Origin of the sequence: Sphingomonas sp. (genome assembly GCF_026460985.1) — a bacterium.
Lineage (GTDB): Bacteria > Pseudomonadota > Alphaproteobacteria > Sphingomonadales > Sphingomonadaceae > Sphingomonas.
The window spans coordinates 1-17,445 of sequence record NZ_JAPKNM010000102.1 but is presented as its reverse complement, the minus strand read 5'-3'; the positions used below and the strand labels follow the sequence as shown (position 1 = coordinate 17,445).

Here is a 17,445-nt window from a genome sequence, read left to right as displayed (position 1 = left end):
AGCTGCCAAGATGAAGTGTTTGCTTGCCGCGAGTGCGACTGCGCTCGGCCTTCTCCTGTCGCCGGTATCCGCCGCGCAGACGGCGCCGGAACGACCGGCGAAGCAGCTCCCGGTCGTCGCCACGATCGCTCCGACGAAGGGGAAGCCGGCGGCGGAGAAGGATCGCTCCGCCTATCTGCTCGTCTATTTCAAGGACGAGACCCATTCGCTCCACTTCGCCGTGTCGAGCGACGGCTACAGCTTCACCGACGTGAACGGGGGCGAGCCGGTGTTGCTCGGGCGCGACATCGCCGAGCAGAAGGGCGTGCGCGATCCCCATATTTCGCGGGGGCCCGACGGCGCCTTCTACCTGGCGATGACCGACCTCCACATCTTCGCGCAGCGCGAGGGGCTGCGCAGCACCGAGTGGCAGCGCGACGGCGAGCGCTACGGCTGGGGCAACAACCGCGCGCTGATCTTCATGAAATCCTATGACCTGGTGCACTGGACGCATGCGGCGGTCCGGGTCGATCGCCTCTTCCCCTCCACGGCCGAGATCGGCACGGCCTGGGCGCCCCAGACCCTCTACGATCCCGCAAAGCGCAAGATGATGGTCTATTACTCGACGCGGGACGGCAAGGAGACCGACCACATGGTCTATTCCTATGCCGACGACGCCTTCACGACGCTGACCGCGCCGCCGGTGCCGCTGTTCAAATATCCCGACCCTACGAAGGGCACGATCGACGGCGACATCACGCGCGTCGGCGGCAAATACCATCTCTTCTACGTGGCCCATGACAAGCCCGGCCATCTGCGCCAGGCGGTCTCCGGCAAGATCAACCGGGACTATGCGTTCGATCCCACCAAGATCGACCCCGAGACCGTCGCAACCGAGGCCCCGAGCCTGTGGCGGCGGCACGGCACCGACACCTATGTCCTCATGTACGACGTGTTCGGCGCCAAGCCGGTCAACAATATGGGCTTCTCGGAGACGCGCGACTTCGTGCACTTCAAGAATCTCGGCCGCTTCAACGAGCCGGGTTCGCCGATGAAGTCGACCAACTTCTCCCAGCCCAAGCACGGCGCGGTGGTGTCGATCAGCCCGGAGGAGATGCGACGCCTGCAGGCCTATTTTGCACGCTGACGGTGTTCGCGGGCGAAGGCCGGGGCCGGCCTTCGCCCGTCATGCTCAGGGCTGCAGGGCTTCCATCACCACCTGCACCACCTGGCTGCCCTCGGGGGTGGTCCAGTTCCCGACCAACTCCGCGACTAGCTGATTGGTGCTGGTCAGCGTCACGCCCGCGCGCTCCATCCGCCGCAGCGCCATGTCGTCGCCGATCCTGCTCGGCGAGCCGCCGGCATCCGCCACCACCTGGACCTCATAACCCGCGCGCACTAGGCTGAGCGCCGGGAAGACCGTGCAGACGTCGTTGGTTACGCCGGCGAGGATCAGCTTCTTCCGCCCGGTCGCCCGGACCGCGGCGGCGAAATCCTCGTCCTCCATCGCGTTGACGATGCCGGCGCGCTTGATCCGGGCGGCGAAGGCGTCCGGCAGGATCTCGCCAAGCTCGCTCATCAGCGGGCCCTGCGCGAATTCCTCCATGCTCGAGGTGAGCACGACCGGCAGCGCGTAGATCTTCGCCACCTTGGCCAGCATGGTCGCGTTGCGCTTCATCTCGTCGAGCGGGATGGACTGCACCCAGCTCATCGTGCCGACTTGATGGTCGATCAGCAGCATCGCCGCATTGTCGGCGCTGAACTTCTCATAGGTCATGGTCTTGCTCCTTGTGATCGACTGGTCAGCGGCGCAGCGGCCGGCCGCCGAAGAACATGGCTCTGGCGACGCCCTCGGAGGCGCGGAACGTGACGGCGTCGGGCGCCGACCGCGCCTCGAAGACGGGGAGGCGGAGGTCCTCCACATTGAAGCACTCGCCCTGGACTTCCATCACGCCGTAGATCGGCATGACGAATGCGACCTCGCCCGCCGCGATCGGCACGGAGAGCTCGGCGCTTTCCTCCAGCCGGATGTCGAGCATCGTCACGTCGGTCGGCGGCTGGAGCGGGGAGCGGGATTCCCCGAACTGGCCGAGGGGGACGCGTATCTCGGCGCCGGGCGTCCGGACCACCGGCACCTGTTCCGGCTCCAGGCTCAACGCGAAGGGCGCCATGTCCTGCCGGTCCGGGGGGAGGCCCACGAAGATTTGCAGCGAATGCACCGTCTTGCCCGGTTCCGCCGGCACTTCCTCGTGCACGATGCCGCGTCCCGCTGCGGTCCAGTGGAGGCCGCCCGGCCGGATCAGGTTGCGCGTGCCGATCGAGTCGCGATTGTCGATCCCGGTCTCGGAATCGAGGAAGACATAGGACACCGCCGAGAAGCCGGCGTGCGGGTGCGCCGGAAAGGTGGGTGCGCTCATCCAGGCATGGTCGATGCCGATGAACGGGTCGATCAGCTCGGCGACTCCGCGCAGGCCCAGGGCCCGGAAATGGCTGCCGTGATTGGCCCGCTGGAGGGGGGCGATGATGGCCATGGCCGTTCCCCTCAAGCCGGCCCGGCGGCGCTGAGGGCGGCGTAATCGGTATAGCCCTGCGCGCTGCCGCCGAAGAAGGTGTTGCGGTCCGCATCGTTCATCGGCGCATCGGCCTTCAGCCGCGCGACGAAGTCCGGATTGGCCAGGATCATCTGACCATAGGATTCCAGATCGGCCAGCCCCGATGCCGTGTCGGCGCCGATCTGGTCGCGCGGGCGGCCGGGCCGGTTCAGGATCAGCGGCTGCTTCCAGAGCTTGCGGATGTCGGCCAGCAGCGGCTCGTCGCCCTGGTGCATGACGTGCAGATAGGCGAGGCCGAGCTTGTCGAGTTCGGCGACCAGGTAACGATAGAGGTCGGGCCCTTCGGCACCTTCGTCGATCCCCCACATGGTCGTGCCGGGGGAGAGGCGGATGGCGGTGCGGTCCGCGCCGATCTCCTCGGCGATCGCCGCGGCGACCTCGATGGCGAAGCGGGCGCGGTTCTCGATTCCGCCGCCATATTCGTCGGTGCGCGCGTTGGCGCTCGGCGCGAAGAACTGGTGGACGAGATAGGCGTTCGCGCCGTGGATCTCGACACCGTCGGCACCGGCCTCGATCGCGCGGCGCGCCGCGTGGCGGAAGTCGGCGACGGTCTGGCGTACCTCCTCGGTCGTCAGCGCGCGCGGCACCGGGATGTCCTGCATTCCCGTCGCGGTGAACATCCCGCTCCCAGGCGCGATCGCCGAGGGCGCGACGCCCTGGCGGTGATGCGGCGTGTTGTCGGGGTGCGACATGCGCCCGGCGTGCATGAGCTGGATGAAGATATGGCCGCCCTTGTCGTGCACGGCGGACGCGATCTTCCTCCACCCCGCGACGTGCGCGTCGGAATGGATGCCCGGCGTGGTCAGATAGCCCTGACCGTCCTCCGAGGGCTGGGTGCCCTCGGTCACGATCAGGCCGACCCCGGCGCGCTGGGCATAATATTCGGTGGCGAGCTCGCCGGGCGTACCGTCGAACGCGGCGCGGCTGCGGGTCATCGGTGCCATGACCAGGCGGTTGGGAAGCAGCGAGCGGCCGACGCGGACCGGGGTGAACAAGCTATTCATTGGATCCTCCATTGGTTGGAGGCCTTGTCCACTATTCCGATCTCGGGATAAATCCGGTCAAACTGGAATCACTGTTCCATTGATGGGGTAATCGAGTGGACCATCTGAACGACATGGCGCTGTTCGTGGAAGTGGCGAGGGCGAAGAGCTTCCGGAAGGCGGCGGAGGCCATCGGCATGCCCAACTCCACTCTTTCGCGGCGCATCAGCGCGCTGGAAAAGGCGATCGGGCTGCGGCTGCTGCATCGCACGACGCGCAGGATCGAGCTCACCGAGGCGGGCCAGCTTTATTATGAGCGGAGCAAGCGGATCGTCGACGAGGCGCGGCTGGCGCACGAGCAACTCGGGGCGATGCTCGAGCAGCCGAGCGGCGTCCTGCGGGTTTCGCTCCCGGTGGACTTCGCGACCTTTTACCTCACGCCGATCGTCGTCGATTTCGCGAAACGCTATCCCGGCATCACCTTCGAATTCGACCTCACCCCGCGCCGCGTCGACCTGGTGGCCGAGCCGTTCGACGTGGCGATCCGCATGGGCGAGCTCGAGGATTCGGGCCTGATCGCGCGCAGTCTCGGACGTCACCCGCGCTATCTCTATGCGTCGCCGGGCTATCTCGAAGCCTCGGGCGAGCCGGCTGCGCCGGCAGACCTGGCGGAGCACGAATGCATCTGCATGCCCAAGGCTGCGACCTGGACGCTGCACGACGGCGCGGACAAGGTCGAGGTCGAAGTGGGCGGCCGCTTCACGCTCAACAGCGTCGGGATGATTCGCGCGCTGGCGGTCAACCACCAGGGCATTGCCATGCTCGCCGAGCAGATCGTCGCGGAGGACCTCGCCTCGGGCAGGCTGCGGCGGGTCCTGCCCGGGTGGCAGGGCCCGTCGATCAGCGTCCACGCCATCACCGAGACCCGCCTCATTCCGGCCAAGGCCCAGCGATTCATCGAGTTCCTCTCGGCCAGGCTGACGGAAGGCGCGTGAGGCTCAGTCGAGCCGCTGCAGCTCGATGTTCCGGAAATCGATCTGATGGCCCTCGCTCTGCAGCGCGATATAGCCCTGGCCCAGTTGGACCTTGCCCCCCGCTGCGGCGATCAGCGGCTGCGCGTCCTTGTCCCCGGGATCGAGCTCGGGCGCGGAATAATGCAGCACGGCCTTGCCATCGATGAAATGGGTGATCTCGCCATTGGGCAGCACCTCGAGCTCGAGCCGCGTCCAGCGGCCGACCGGCAGCAAGGGCGAGGTGGAAGGGATGCAGTGGCGCGGGTCGCGCTTGCCCTCGAACACCACGGTCGTGCCGGGCGTGCAGAGATTGCCGGTCGGCTCCTGCGTCGGGCGCGGAATGCCGAGCAGCTGCAGTTCCAGGCTCACCGGGAAGGGCTGATCGCGCCGCATCGTCTCGGGCGCCTGCGAATGGAACATCAGCCCGGAATTGCTGGCCTGCCACTCCTTGATGCCCGGCAGCGATTCGCCGAACAGCCGGTATTCGAGGCGGATGCGATAGGCCTTGAGCGGCGTCTTCCAGAAGAGATGGCCGAACTCGCCTTCGAACTTCGTATAGTTGGCGTGCGAGACGCGGATCGCGCCATCGTGCACGATGAACATGTGCAGCGGATCCTCGCCCACGGCGCGGCCCGTGATCTTGGGCGTCCAGCCGGCGAGCGTCTTGCCGTCGAAGATGCGCTCCCACTTGGCCACGGGCGCGGGCGCGGGAGCGGCGCCGAGCAGCGCCAACATGGGGAGGAGGAAGAGTCTCATGTGTCGAACGGCTCCAGTTGCTGGGGTCTCGGCTTTTCCGCGCTCCCGGGCCGGGCGCACGACGGAGACGTGATCGCGGAACTCGCGCGCGCAGGCAAGCACGGGAAAAGAAAGGCCAGCCGCTTGGGGGAGCGGCTGGCCAGGGTGCGAACGGCGTTCCGGCTTTGGGGGAGGGTCAGAACGCCACGCGGGCACTCAGCACGAACTGACGGCCGCTGTGCGTCAGCACGTTGAGCCGGTTGGTCTCGTCCACGAACTGGTCGTTGAGCGCGTCGGTGAGGTTGATGCCTTCGAGGCTCAGCTTGAGATTGTCGGTGAAATTGTACGAGATCTGCGCGTCGATGTTCGTGGTCGAATTGGTGCCGTTATAGGCATTGCCCTCGGTCCCCGGCACCGCGGTCAGATAGCTGGAGCGGTACGCGATCGAGCCGCGGATCGAGAACTTCTTCGTCTCGAAATACAGCGTCGCATTGGCGGCGTGCTTCGACAGGCCGATCAGCGGCGCGGTGACCGTGCTCGTCCCCGTCGCTGACGTCAGATATTCGATGTCGGAATCGACATAGGTGTAATTCGCCAGCGCGCCGAGGTTCGAGAGGATGCCCGGCAGGAAGGTGAAGGGCTGCTGGACGTTGACTTCGAACCCGCGCAGCAGGCCGCCCTTCGAATTGACCGGCTGGCTGACGATGAAGATGTCCGAAGGTGTGGCGGTGGTGCCGTTGAGCAGCGAGTCCGGAAGGCCGAGGCTCGAATAGGGTACGCCGGTGCTCAGCGTCTGGACGAAGGTGCCGATGTCCTTCTGGAACACCGAGACGGCGTAGATCGCGCCGCGCGTCGGATACCATTCGATCGACGCATCGAGATTGGTCGATTCGGTGGGCTTGAGATCGGGGTTGCCCGAGCTGAAGGTGCGGTTGCCGCCCGAGACGTTGAGGTTGCCGCCCGGCGTGAGTGACCCGATCCCGGCGCGCGCGATCGTCTTCGCCGCGGCGAAACGGACCAGCAATGTATCGGTGACGTCGAAGACGAGATTGGCCGAGGGCAGCCAGCGCCCATAGCTGCGATCGGCGGTGACGAGGTTCACGCTCGCGCCCTGGCTGGCATAGCCGGTCGAGAGCTGGTCGGTCCGGACATAGCGGACGCCGATATCGCCGCGCAGCGGGACGCCGGCCTCGGCGAGGTTGAACTCTGCCATGCCCCAGCCGCCCAGATCGTCCTCGCGCACCGTGACGAAGGATCCGCGCGCGGTGGCGTTTTCGATCCCGCCCGTGGCGTAGGTCGGATTGGCCGGGGTGTTGAGATAGGCGAGGAAGGCGTCGAGGTTCGGCACCACCCAGCCGGTCGGGGTGCCCGACGGCACGTCGAGGCCGCGGCCGAAGCCGGTGAACTGCGTGGTCAGCGGGGCGATCTGCGCGGGCGTGAGCGTGGTCACCACCGTCTCGCCCGAAAGCCGGCGCCGCTCGGTCGAGTCATATTCGAACCGCCGCCAGTCCGCGCCGACCTTGAGCTTGAGCACCGGGCTGGCGGTCCATTCGAGGAAGCCCTTGGCGTTGGTGAAGCTGTTATCCACCGTCTGGGGGCGGATGCGGACTTCGGACGTGCCGTTGGTAAAGGCGAAGGTCGCCGGGTTGGTGATGTCGACTCCCGGCCGGATCGTCGGGAAGCGCGTCGAGAAATCGTAGAAGAAGCCGTTGGTGTTGGCGGCGTCTAGCGTCACCGTGGTCTGCACCGGGTTGCGGAACTCGGAGCGCGAATAGCCGACGATCGCACCGAATTTGAGGCTGTCGCCGAGCTTCTGGTCGAGCGTGCCGGTGACCTGGTAGAAGTCGGTCTTGAGCTCGTCGTACCGCGATTGGACGCGCAGATCGACAGCATCGAACGTGCCGCTGATGATGTTGTTGTCGTCGTCGACCGTTGCCGAACGGATGATCGTCTGCGGCTTGCCCGCGCCGGAGCGGCTGAAGCCGATCGCCTGGAACTGCGCTTCCTTGCGGGTGCCGTCGAGGCGCGAATAGAGGCCGTCGATCGAGATCAGGGTCGCGTCGCTCGGCCGGTATTGCAGCGCGATCGCGGCGCCGAGGCGCTTCTGGGCGATGTCGTAGCTGACCAGCCCCGGGATGCGCGGATGGAACAATGCGGTTTCCGGGTTGGTGTCGTTGATCTGCGCGATCGTCTTGCCGGCGATCGTCGAACTGGGGTGGAAGCCGCCGTTGAACCCGCCATAGGTCCAGCGCGTGATGTTGGCGCCTTCCTCGACCAGCCTGCGCTCCTCATAGGCGATCGAGATCAGCGCGCCGAACTTGCCGTCGGGGCTGGTGGTGGTGAGCAGGCCCGAAACGCGCGGCTTGGTCTTGCGCGCGAGATCGTTGTAGCTCGCCGCGACCGAGAAGACCGCGGTCGGCTTGCGATAGTCGAACGGGCGCGCGACCTGGAGATCGACGGTGCCGCCCAGCGATCCTTCCTCGACATCGGCGGTCGCGGTCTTGCGGACCGTCAGGCTGTTGAACAGATCCGATGAGAAGATGTTGAAATCGAAGCCGCGGCCGCGGTTGACGCCGCCCGAATTGTCGGTGCCGCCGGTGGTGCCGATCGCTTCCATGCCGTTGATGCGCACGCGGCTATATTCGGGACCGAGGCCACGGACCGAGATGTTGCGCCCCTCGCCGTTGACGCGGCTGATCGCGACGCCGGGGATGCGCTGGAGCGATTCGGCGAGGTTGAGATCCGGGAATTCGGCGATGTCCTCGGCCTTGATCGCGTCGACCGCGGCGGTCTCGCGACGCTTGACGTTGAGCGCGCTGCTCAGGCTCTCGCGGAAACCGGTGATCACGATGTCCTGTTCGGCAGGGGCCGGGGCTTCGGCTTCGGGAGGCTGGGCTGCGGCCGGATCCGGGGCGGTCTGTGCCTGCGCCGTCGACAGCGCGGCGGCCGCACCCGACAGCGCGAGGACGGATTTCAGGATTCGAATTCGGGACATGCTTCAGACTCCCCTCGACTGCTAGGGACGGCTTCGTGGCGAGCCGATTGGGATGTTTTGCTAGTCGGGGGTGGGGCGGGGAGGCCAACGCCAATCGGACATGGATCGATGCACGGCACGCACTGATCGGGCGGTCGCCGGCGAAACCAATGCCGGGATCGAGCCAGTTCCTGGCTCGATCGTCCCGCTCTTTGCCTTGGACGCCTTCCAGTGCCCCAGGTACCGGTGGCTGGATAAGCATCGCGCGCAATCGACGCGCGGGCAGGAGGAGAGCGACGCGTGACCGATCAGCGCAGCCGGCCGACCCATGTGCGGCACGCCATCATTGCGCTCATCTTCGTCATCACCGCGGTCAACTATGCCGATCGCGCAACCTTCTCGATCGCCGGCAGCGCCGCCGCGATCGAGTTGGGGCTGGATCCCGTCCAGACCGGCTTCATTCTCTCCGCCTTCGCCTGGGCCTATGTGCTCGCGCAGGTGCCTGGCGGGCTGCTGCTCGACAAGTTCGGCACCCGGCGCGTCTATGCTGCGGCGATCGCCTTGTGGTCGCTGTTCACCGCGCTGCAGGGCTTCACGGGGATGATCGCATTGCTCCCGGCGGTCGCCACCCTGTTCGCGTTGCGCTTTCTCGTCGGGCTGGCCGAGGCGCCGTCCTTCCCCGGAAACGCGCGCCTGGTCGCCGCGTGGTTCCCCTCGGCGGAGCGCGGCACCGCCTCGGCGATCTTCAATTCGGCGCAATATTTCTCGCTGGTCGCCTTCGCGCCGCTGATGGGGTGGCTCGCGCACAGCTTCGGCTGGCGCTCGGTATTCTGGGTGATGGGCGCGCTCGGGCTGATCGCGACGGCGATGTTCCTGCGCTTCATCCACAGCCCCGCGCGCCACCCCCGGATCAACCAGGCCGAGCGCGACCATATCGAGGCGGGCGGCGGGCTGATCCATATGGAGGATGGCGGCGCGGGCAGCGCAGCGGCGTTCGACTGGGGCAATGTCGGCAAGCTGATCGCCAACCGGATGATGCTGGGCATCTATCTCGGCCAATATTGCATCAATGTGCTGACCTATTTCTTCGTGACCTGGTTCCCGATCTACCTCGTCAAGGAGCGCGGGCTGAACGTGATGGAAGCGGGGTTCGCCGCTGCGGCGCCGGCATTGTGCGGCTTTGTCGGCGGGCTCGCCGGCGGCTATGTCTCCGATCGGATCCTCAAGCGGACCGGTTCGCTCGATTGGGCGCGCAAGGGGCCGCTGGTGGTGGGCATGCTGCTCGCCACCGCGATCATCGGCTGCGTATGGGCCGAGCAGGAGTGGCTGGTGGTGACGCTGATGTCGGTCGCCTTTTTCGGCAAGGGCGTCGCCTCGCTCGGCTGGGCGATCATGGCCGATGTCGCGCCGCGGCGGCTTGCCGGGCTCTCGGGCGGCGTGTTCAACATGTTCGGGAACATGGCCGGGATCGTCACGCCGATCGTGGTCGGCTTCATCGTCGCGGCGACCGGTTCGTTCGACTGGGCCTTGGTGTTCGTCGGCGCGCATTGCCTGCTGACGATCTTCGCCTTCCTCGTCATCGCGGGGCCGATCCGCCGCATGCAGATCGCCGAATGAGGATCGGGCGCCGAGGGCTGCTGCTGGGCGGCGCGGCCGCGACGCTGGTTCCAGTCGCGGCGCGGGCAGGGCGGGTACAGCTCGCGGTCGCCACGCCGATGGCGGCACCCGAATGGGCGGTGCTCCAGCGCCGCCTGCTCGCGCGCAACGCCGAGGCGTGCGAGGCCTTCTATGCCAAATATGTCGATCGTCGTGACCGGCTGCTGGTCTTCGAGCGCTGGGGCGCGAACGACGGCCCCGACGACGCGGCCGAGGCGACCAATGACTGGGCGATCCTCCACGCGCTTGGCGCTTCCGATCGGATCCTCACACTCACCCAGCGCTTCTGGGAAGGGCATCTCAAGCAATATGCGGCGCTGCGCACGGTCGAGGTGCCGATCGCGCGGCGCGGCATGTATCACCGCGACTTCCCGGTGCAGATGGACTGGCAGCACAATGCCGAAGGGCTGACGACCTTCAACGTGCTCGGCCTCTCCGCGCCGCGCGACCCCCGGCTGGTCGCGCGCACCCGGCGCTTCGCGGATTTCTACACCGGCCACGATCCGTCGGTCCGCAACTACGACCCCGCGCACCGCATCATCCGCAGCGTGATGAACGGCAGCCGCGGCCCGATGCTGCGCGACGCGACGCCGCTCGACTGGGCCGGCGACCCGTTCGAGGCGGGCGCGCGTTTCCACATGGAGCATGGCGAGAGCAGCTACCAGCAGACGCTCGATCACTATGCCGAGTACACCGACGTGGTCGGCGACAATCCGCTCAACCTCCAGGCGACCACGCTCGCGCTCAACGCCTATGCGCTGGGCGGCGGCGATCGCTATCGGCGCTGGGCGCTGGAGTATCTCGACGCTTGGGTCGAGCGCGCCCATGCCAACAACGGCGTGGTGCCGAGCAAGATCGGGCTCGACGGCAAGACCGCGCCCGACTGGTGGGGCGGAGTCTATGGCTGGGGCTTCTCGCCCGTCGTACCGCAGACCGGCAAGCGCGAGGACCGCAACCGCGTGCCGCGATCGATCACGGCCTTCCTCAACGGCACGCTGCTCACCGGCGATTCCGCTTATGTCGAGGTCTGGCGCCGGCAGAACGCGCGGATCAACGATGCCGGGCGCCAGCGGGACGGCAGGTTCGAGACGCCGACCATGTACGGCGCGCAAGGGTGGTACGGCTGGAAGCCCGGCCCCTATCGCACCAACGGCTTCGAGATCTGGTACGTCACCCAGCGCGCCGACGATCTCGAGGCGGCGGGCGAGCATCCATGGGTTTCGTTCCTTCACGGCAGGAACGACGGCTATCCCGTCGTGGCGCTCGAGGCCGATCTTGCCCGCGTCGTCGAGCGCGAAGAAGCGATGCGCACGGACAGGAGCACGCGCGACACGCGACTCGCCGACTGGCCGCTCGACAAGACTCCCGCCAGCGTCAAAAGCCTGATCCAGCTGATGACCGGCGGACTGCACATCGCGCGCCCACCCTGGTCGTCGACTTCGCCCAACCAGGGCGGCGTCGTGCTGCATTGTCGGCTGCGCTATTTCGATCCCGAGCGGCGGAGGGCGGGGGTGCCGGAGGATGTCGCGGCCTTGGTCCACGCGCTGGGCGACGTTTCGACCGAGGTGACGTTGGTCAATCTCGGAAAGGTGGCGCGGACAGTGGTAATCCAGGGCGGCGCCTATGCCGAGCATCGGATCGAGCGCGTGACGCTCGGCGGCCGCGAGGTGCCGGTTGGCGGACGCGACTTTACGCTGCGGCTCGATCCGGGCTGCGGCGCACGGTTGCGGATCGCGATGCGGCGCTACGCCAATACGCCGACGCTCGCGTTCCCGTGGGATCGGTAGGCATCACCTCCAAGTCCGTCATGCTGAACTTGTTTCAGCATCCATCGTGCCACCAGCGGCTCAGTTGCCTGCGGAGAAATGGACCCTGAAACAAGTTCAGGGTGACGGTAGGAAACTGTGAAACATTGACGCGCGTGCCTCATCCGCCCGGCTTGATATAGGGCGCGACCGACCAGAGCAGGCGTTCCTCGCGGCGCGGGTCCGAAACCACGCGCGTATCGGTGTCGAAGACCATCGTCGGCCGCCTTTCCAGCGTAAACTTCGGCCATTCCGGTACGCTCGCGCAATTGGGGTCGCCAGTGCGCGCGAAGGCGAGGAAGGCGTCGGCCATGCGTCCGGCGAGGCGACGCGCGGCGGGGCTGTCGCCGGTGCGCGAACCCGGTGCGGCGGCATTGTCGAACACCAAGGGGATATCGAGCGTGTGGAACGCGCCGAGTACCCCGCCCGCCTCGGGCGCGGGGAAGTCGAGCTGGTACATCCAGGTCGGCGCGCCGATCTTCGCGCGCTCCTCGGCTTGGATCAGATGGCCGGGCCAGGAGCGGCCCGCGGTGGTCGCGGCGAGCAGGATCTGCCCGGGCGTCTTCCCCGGATAGATCTCGCGATAGCGCTGGGCGACCCAGTCGGGCGCGACGTCCTTGGTGATCTGCGTGCCGATCCGCTCGGGAAGGTTGTCCCAATCGGTGTCGCCGCGCTTGAGCCAGTCCGCGATCCACAGGCCGGTCTCGTCATGCGTGTTGCCGACGATCAGCGGGATGTGCGCCGCCTCGCGCGGGGCATCGGGCACGAAGGGGTGGCGGGGGAGGACATGGTGGTCGAGCGTCGAGACGAAGCTGATCTCGCCCTTGCGCTCGATCGGATCGGTCATCGCCATCGCCTCGACGAGGCGCTCGACTGGTAGCGCCTCGAGCTCGGCGACGCTCTTCGCCCCGGCCTTGTCCATCCAGGCGCGCGCGCGGATCGTGGCGTTGCGCGGGCCGGCGGCGGTGACGTGCTGGCCGCTCATCGTGGCGGCGCGGTGGAAGAGCGGGCGCGCCTCGGGCATCGCCATCAGCGTCACGGCCTTGGCGCCGCCGCCCGATTGGCCGAAGACCATCACGCGGCCGGGATCGCCGCCGAACGCCGCGATATTGTCGCGCACCCATTGGAGCGCGAGAACGATGTCGAGATTACCGACATTGCCCGATTCCGCCGGCCCGCCGAGCTGCGCGAGATAGGCATAGCCCAAGGCGGCGAGGCGGTGGTTGAGCGTCACCACCACGACGTCGCCGCGGCGGACGAGGTTGCCGCCGTCGTAGAGCGGGTCCGATCCCGATCCATGCGCGTGCGCGCCGCCATGGAGATAGACCATCACCGGCCGCCGACCGCGGTCGAGCGCCGGGGTCCAGATGTTGAGGAACAGGCAGTCCTCGCTCACCGATTCCTCGGCGCGGGTCTGCGGGGCGGCGGCGCCGTAGCGCGTGGCATCGGTGATATCGGACCAAGGCGCGGGCGGGAGCGCCCGTTCGAAGCGGTGCGGGCGCGTGTCGGCGCCGTAGCGCACGCCGCGGAACACCAGCACGCCGCGCTCGGCGACGCCGCGCACCCGGCCGTAGCGCGTCGTCGCGACCGGATCGCCGGGCCGCTGCGCCCAGGCCGCCGCCGGGATCAGCAGGGGCGCGCCGAGCAGCGCGCGGCGGCCGATCATGCCGCCGCCATCTGCGCGCAGAGCAGGCGCATCGGCTCGAGCGCCGGATTGGCGTTGTCGCGCCGCCACGCCATGTGCAGCTCGACAGGCGCCTCGGGCTCGGTGCGCAGCGCGCGGAACTGGACGTCGATCAGATGCAGCCCCGATGCCGATTGCGGCACGATCGCCGCGGCGAGCCCGGCATGGACCAGCCCCAGCATCGAATGGATCTGGGTGACGTGCTGGACATAGCTGGGCGTCACCCCGGCATCGTCGAACAGGCGGACCAGCATGTCGTGGAAATAGCCCGCGCCCTGCCGCGCATACATGATCAGCGGCTCGCCATCGAAATCGCCGAGCGACAGCACGGGCTCGCTCTGCCGCGGGTCGCCCGGCGGCAGCGCCACCAGCAGCGGCTCGCGCAGCACGCAGAGCGTGTCGAACTCGTGCCGGTCGATCGGCGGGCGGACGAAGCCGATGTCGATCAGGCCGGTGAGCAGCGCATCGACCTGATCGCCGCTCACCATCTCGCGCAGCTCGAGTTCGATATGGGGCAGGCTCGCCCGCGCCTGCGCGACGATCTGGGGGACGAGGCTGTAGCCCGAGACCGCCGTGAAGCCGATCGCGACCTTGCCGGCGTCGCCCTTCGCCACCCGGCGCGCGGAGAGCGAGGCGCTCTCGGCGAGCCGAACGATGCGCCGCGCCTCGATCAGGAAGACGTGGCCCGCGGGCGTCAGCCCGACCTGGCGGCTGGTGCGTTCGAGCAAAGTGACGCCGAGGATCCGCTCGAGCAGCTGGATCTGCCGGCTGAGCGGCGACTGGGTGAGGTTGAGCCGCTGCGCGGCGCGGCCGAAATGCAGCTCCTCGGCCACGGCGACGAAGCAGCGGAGCTGGCTGAGCTCGAACATGGCGCCGGTGTAGCGTGGTGCAGCGAGCGCTGTCACGCTGGCGTTCACGCGGCCCGGGCGATCGACTCCACGCGCTCGATCAATGCGCGCAGCTCCTCGTGCTCGCCGGGCGTGAGGTCGGTGAGCGGCGTGCGCACCGGCCCCGCGTCGCGGCCGACCACGCGCATGCCCGCCTTGACGATCGACACCGCATAGCCGCGCCCGCGGTTGCGCAGGTTGAGATAGGGCATCACGAAATCGCGGAGCTGCTGCTGCACGTGCGCGTGGTCGCCGCCACGCACCGCGCGATAGAAGCCGAGCGCCCATTGCGGCAGGAAGTTGAAGATCGCCGAGGAATAGGTGGTGACGCCCATCGTCAGATAGGGCGTGGCGAAGGTCTCGGCGGTCGGCAGCCCGCCGATATAGGTCAGCCGGTCGCCCATCCGCACGAAGATGCGCGTCATCAGCTCGATATCGCCGACGCCGTCCTTGAAGCCGACGAGGTTGGGATTGCGCTCGCAGAGACGTGCCAGCGTCTCGTCGTCGAGCACGGCGTTGTCGCGGTTGTAGACGATCACGCCCAGCCCGGTTGCGCGGCAGACCGCCTCGACATGCGCGGCGAGTCCTTCCTGGCTCGATCCGACGAGATAGGGCGGGAGCAGCAGCAGCCCGTCGGCGCCCGCGGCCTCTGCGCCGCGCGCGATCTCGGTCGCGATCGCGGTGCCGTAGCCGCAGCCGGAGATCACCGGGAGCCTGCCCCGGCGCTCGGCAACGGCAGCGGCGACGACCTGCACCACTTCGGCCGGCGTGAGCGAGAAGAACTCGCCGGTGCCGCCTGCGGCGAACAACCCGGCCAGATCATGCTCGAGCATCCACGCGCAATGCGCGCGATAGGAGGCTTCGTCGAACCGGCCATCGGCGTCGAAATGGGTGACGGGGAAGGAAAGCAGGCCCTCGCCGAGGCTGCGGCCCATCGCTTCCGGACTCATCGTCGTCACATGCATCTCCAGGCTCGCGGTTCGCATCCATGCGCGAAACGCTTCGACGCCTAGCTATTGGCTCGTGTGGCGAGCGTCCAAGCCAAAGCCGCCATCGATCGATGCGCGGCTTGGCTCGATCAGCGTGCAGCTGCTAAGCGCTCCGCCTGCCGTCGGTGATCCTGGGCAGAAGCAGGAAGAAGCCCGCGGCGGAGAGTGCCAGCGCCGCCGAGAGCAAGGCCATCGGCGCCAGGTTGCTCCCCGTCGCGTCGCGCACCGCGGGCACCGCGTTCTGCGCGACGAAGCCGCCCAGGTTGCCGATCGAGTTGATCGCGGCGAGGCCGGCGGCGGCGTGCGCGCCGGTCAGCAGCCGTTGCGGGACGCTCCAGAACATGGGCTGCCCCGCGAAGACGGCCGCGGCGGCAAGGCAAAGACAGGCGAACTTCACCGCGGCACCCGGCAGCACCACGCTGCCGAGCAAGGCCGCTGCCGCGATCAGCATCGGCGCCACGATATGCCAGCGGGTCGCGCCGTGCCGCGCGGCGTGGCGCGGCACCGCCCACAAGGCGAGCGCGACGCAGATCCAGGGGATCACGTTGATGATCCCGTTCTGCAGATTCGAGGCGCCGAAGCCCTTGACGATGGTCGGCAGCCAATAGCTGAGGCCGTAGGCGCCGAGCGGCATCCCGAAATAGAGCGCGGCCAGCAGCAGCACGCGCGGATCGACCAGCGCGCGCCAGGGCGAGCCTTCCAGCGCTTGCTTGGGTTCGGCCGCGAGCTCGGATGCGAGCCAGGCCTTGTCCGCGGCGCTCAGGAAGCGAGCGTCGCCGGGCGTGCTGGGCAGCGCCATCAGCACCACGGGGACCAGCAGGACCGCAGGCGCACCGGTGGCGAGGAATACCCATTGCCAGCCGGCGAGGCCCGCAAGGCCGCCCAGCTCCAGCAATGCGCCGCCGATCAGCGATCCGACCGCGTTCGCCACCGCGCTCGCGATCATGAACCAGCCCACCATCTGTGCGCGCCGTGCCTGGGGGTACCAGAGGGTGAGCACATAGAGCACGCCGGGGAAGAAGCCGGCTTCCGAGACGCCCAGAAGGAAGCGCAGCACGTAGAACATCGTCGCGTCCTGGGTGAAGCCGAGCGCGAGCGTGATCAGCCCCCAGGTGCCCATGATCCGCGCGAACCACAGCCGCGCGCCGACCTTGGCGAGGATCATGTTCGCGGGCGCCTCGAACAGAAAATAGCCGAGGAAGAACAGGCTGGCGCCCAGGCCATAGGCCGCTTCGGACAGGCCCAGCGCGTCGACCATCTCGAGCTTCGCGTAGGAGACGTTCTGCCGATCGATATAGGCGATCAGGTACATGATGCAGAGCAGCGGCATCAGGCGACGACTGATGCGGCGGAGCGTGCCTTCGCCGTCCCACCCGGCGGGCGACTCCCCGGCCGCGCTCTTCATATCATGCATGTCTCGCTCTCCCCTGGGCACTATGCGTGGTTGCAGCGCATCCTGAAAGCGAAACGGACGTCCCGCCGGCCGATCGTTGCCGGTCAGGCCGTCAACCGAAGGCGTCCCGCGGCGATCGCGGCCTGCGTGCGGTTGCGCACGTTGAGCTTGCGCATCACAGCGGTCATGTGAACCTTGACCGTCGCCTCGGCTATCCCGAGCTGATGTGCGATCTGCTTGTTCAGCAGGCCGGAATGCACGCAGCGCAGCACTTCCATCTGGGTCGGTGTGAGATGAGGCGATGGTCTTGCCGATTCCGGGATCCTCATCCCGAGGTGGCCGAGATCGTCATGCAAATCGGTCGCGCCGTGCATCCTTGGCTCTCCCTTGTTCCGATCCATTTGCGAGGCCTGCCGAACCGCTTGCGGTAATCGGGCCCTCCGGATTCGTTAGCGTTACCATAGGTCGACCTGTTGGACAGCTTCAAGCAAATTCTGCGTAGATGCCCGCGAATCTAGCATCTTCGCCAATATTTTGCGCGCTAGCAGGGCAAATCTGTCTAACAACTTCTCGTGCTTTCCGGTTCCGGACACACCGGCAGGTGTCGGTCTCCATTATCCTCCCCCGCCAGGGGGAGGTGGCGCGCGTAGCGCGACGGAGGGGGCGGAAGCACGACGGCCAGTTGGTCGCTTACCTCCCCCTCCGTCAGCCTGCGGCTGACACCTCCCCCTGGCG

Annotated in this window: 14 protein-coding genes; 4 read left to right on the top strand and 10 right to left on the bottom strand. The window is 67.6% G+C overall.

The window, feature by feature from the left end; translation table 11 throughout:
• The first annotated feature begins 10 nt into the window (after window positions 1–10).
• On the top strand, window positions 11–1,126 hold the full coding sequence (locus MT490_RS16875) for a glycoside hydrolase family 43 protein (RefSeq protein WP_297390357.1): 1,116 nt from the start codon (window positions 11–13) through the stop codon (window positions 1,124–1,126).
• 45 nt (window positions 1,127–1,171) lie between these two features.
• On the opposite strand, the gene MT490_RS16870 is transcribed toward MT490_RS16875, so the two are convergent.
• From MT490_RS16870 to MT490_RS16860, 3 genes are read right to left on the bottom strand one after another with little or no spacing between them, the layout of a single operon-like run.
• Window positions 1,172–1,756, bottom strand: coding sequence for an isochorismatase family protein (locus tag MT490_RS16870; RefSeq protein WP_297390355.1), 585 nt, complete (start codon window positions 1,754–1,756; stop codon window positions 1,172–1,174).
• Window positions 1,757–1,781: 25 nt separating this feature from the next.
• Complete coding sequence (locus MT490_RS16865) at window positions 1,782–2,510, bottom strand: pirin family protein (protein WP_297390353.1); 729 nt, start codon at window positions 2,508–2,510, stop codon at window positions 1,782–1,784.
• Window positions 2,511–2,521: 11 nt separating this feature from the next.
• Window positions 2,522–3,595, bottom strand: a complete 1,074-nt coding sequence (locus MT490_RS16860; protein ID WP_297390351.1) for an alkene reductase — start codon at window positions 3,593–3,595, stop codon at window positions 2,522–2,524.
• A gap of 95 nt (window positions 3,596–3,690) precedes the next feature.
• Here MT490_RS16860 and MT490_RS16855 point away from each other — a divergent pair, with 95 nt between their 5' ends.
• Window positions 3,691–4,569, top strand: coding sequence for a LysR family transcriptional regulator (locus MT490_RS16855; protein WP_297390349.1), 879 nt, complete (start codon window positions 3,691–3,693; stop codon window positions 4,567–4,569).
• Between the two features lie 3 nt (window positions 4,570–4,572).
• Here the strand turns inward: MT490_RS16855 and MT490_RS16850 are convergent, their stop codons facing one another.
• Together MT490_RS16850 and MT490_RS16845 are read right to left on the bottom strand one after the other, a co-directional pair.
• Entirely contained in the window at window positions 4,573–5,343 is a 771-nt protein-coding gene (locus MT490_RS16850) for a DUF1080 domain-containing protein (protein ID WP_297390347.1), read from the bottom strand.
• Between the two features lie 175 nt (window positions 5,344–5,518).
• Window positions 5,519–8,317 carry a TonB-dependent receptor gene (locus tag MT490_RS16845; protein WP_297390345.1) on the bottom strand — a complete coding sequence of 933 codons (2,799 nt, stop codon included), beginning with the start codon at window positions 8,315–8,317 and terminating at the stop codon, window positions 5,519–5,521.
• A gap of 279 nt (window positions 8,318–8,596) precedes the next feature.
• On the opposite strand from MT490_RS16845, the gene MT490_RS16840 reads away from it, so the two are divergent.
• Both MT490_RS16840 and MT490_RS16835 read left to right on the top strand, forming a co-directional pair.
• Window positions 8,597–9,913, top strand: a complete 1,317-nt coding sequence (locus MT490_RS16840; RefSeq protein WP_297390343.1) for an MFS transporter — start codon at window positions 8,597–8,599, stop codon at window positions 9,911–9,913.
• Window positions 9,910–11,739 (top strand): hypothetical protein, encoded by a 1,830-nt coding sequence (locus tag MT490_RS16835; protein WP_297390341.1) that lies wholly within the window; start codon window positions 9,910–9,912, stop codon window positions 11,737–11,739. Before MT490_RS16840 ends, MT490_RS16835 begins: the two co-directional genes overlap by 4 nt.
• A gap of 139 nt (window positions 11,740–11,878) precedes the next feature.
• On the opposite strand, the gene MT490_RS16830 is transcribed toward MT490_RS16835, so the two are convergent.
• The 5 genes from MT490_RS16830 to MT490_RS16810 form a co-directional block, all read right to left on the bottom strand.
• Window positions 11,879–13,423 carry a carboxylesterase/lipase family protein gene (locus tag MT490_RS16830; protein ID WP_297390339.1) on the bottom strand — a complete coding sequence of 515 codons (1,545 nt, stop codon included), beginning with the start codon at window positions 13,421–13,423 and terminating at the stop codon, window positions 11,879–11,881.
• Window positions 13,420–14,358 carry a LysR substrate-binding domain-containing protein gene (locus MT490_RS16825; RefSeq protein WP_297390337.1) on the bottom strand — a complete coding sequence of 313 codons (939 nt, stop codon included), beginning with the start codon at window positions 14,356–14,358 and terminating at the stop codon, window positions 13,420–13,422. Before MT490_RS16825 ends, MT490_RS16830 begins: the two co-directional genes overlap by 4 nt.
• Complete coding sequence (kdgD, locus tag MT490_RS16820; RefSeq protein WP_363321762.1) at window positions 14,355–15,293, bottom strand: 5-dehydro-4-deoxyglucarate dehydratase; 939 nt, start codon at window positions 15,291–15,293, stop codon at window positions 14,355–14,357. Before kdgD ends, MT490_RS16825 begins: the two co-directional genes overlap by 4 nt.
• A 127-nt stretch (window positions 15,294–15,420) precedes the next feature.
• Entirely contained in the window at window positions 15,421–16,731 is a 1,311-nt protein-coding gene (locus tag MT490_RS16815) for an MFS transporter (RefSeq protein ID WP_297390335.1), read from the bottom strand.
• 83 nt (window positions 16,732–16,814) lie between these two features.
• Entirely contained in the window at window positions 16,815–17,039 is a 225-nt protein-coding gene (locus MT490_RS16810; RefSeq protein ID WP_297390428.1) for a response regulator transcription factor, read from the bottom strand.
• Window positions 17,040–17,445: the final 406 nt, after the last annotated feature.

Bases quoted from the DNA above. Each gene is read 5' to 3' on its own strand.
- MT490_RS16810 (WP_297390428.1), bottom strand. From the start codon at position 17,039: ATGAGGATCCCGGAATCGGCAAGACCATCGCCTCATCTCACACCGACC.
- MT490_RS16860 (WP_297390351.1), bottom strand. From the start codon at position 3,595: ATGAATAGCTTGTTCACCCCGGTCCGCGTCGGCCGCTCGCTGCTTCCC.
- MT490_RS16835 (WP_297390341.1), top strand. From the start codon at position 9,910: ATGAGGATCGGGCGCCGAGGGCTGCTGCTGGGCGGCGCGGCCGCGACG.
- kdgD (WP_363321762.1), bottom strand. From the start codon at position 15,293: ATGCATGTGACGACGATGAGTCCGGAAGCGATGGGCCGCAGCCTCGGC.
- MT490_RS16850 (WP_297390347.1), bottom strand. From the start codon at position 5,343: ATGAGACTCTTCCTCCTCCCCATGTTGGCGCTGCTCGGCGCCGCTCCC.
- MT490_RS16875 (WP_297390357.1), top strand. From the start codon at position 11: ATGAAGTGTTTGCTTGCCGCGAGTGCGACTGCGCTCGGCCTTCTCCTG.
- MT490_RS16815 (WP_297390335.1), bottom strand. From the start codon at position 16,731: ATGCATGATATGAAGAGCGCGGCCGGGGAGTCGCCCGCCGGGTGGGAC.
- MT490_RS16870 (WP_297390355.1), bottom strand. From the start codon at position 1,756: ATGACCTATGAGAAGTTCAGCGCCGACAATGCGGCGATGCTGCTGATC.
- MT490_RS16830 (WP_297390339.1), bottom strand. From the start codon at position 13,423: ATGATCGGCCGCCGCGCGCTGCTCGGCGCGCCCCTGCTGATCCCGGCG.
- MT490_RS16845 (WP_297390345.1), bottom strand. From the start codon at position 8,317: ATGTCCCGAATTCGAATCCTGAAATCCGTCCTCGCGCTGTCGGGTGCG.
- MT490_RS16865 (WP_297390353.1), bottom strand. From the start codon at position 2,510: ATGGCCATCATCGCCCCCCTCCAGCGGGCCAATCACGGCAGCCATTTC.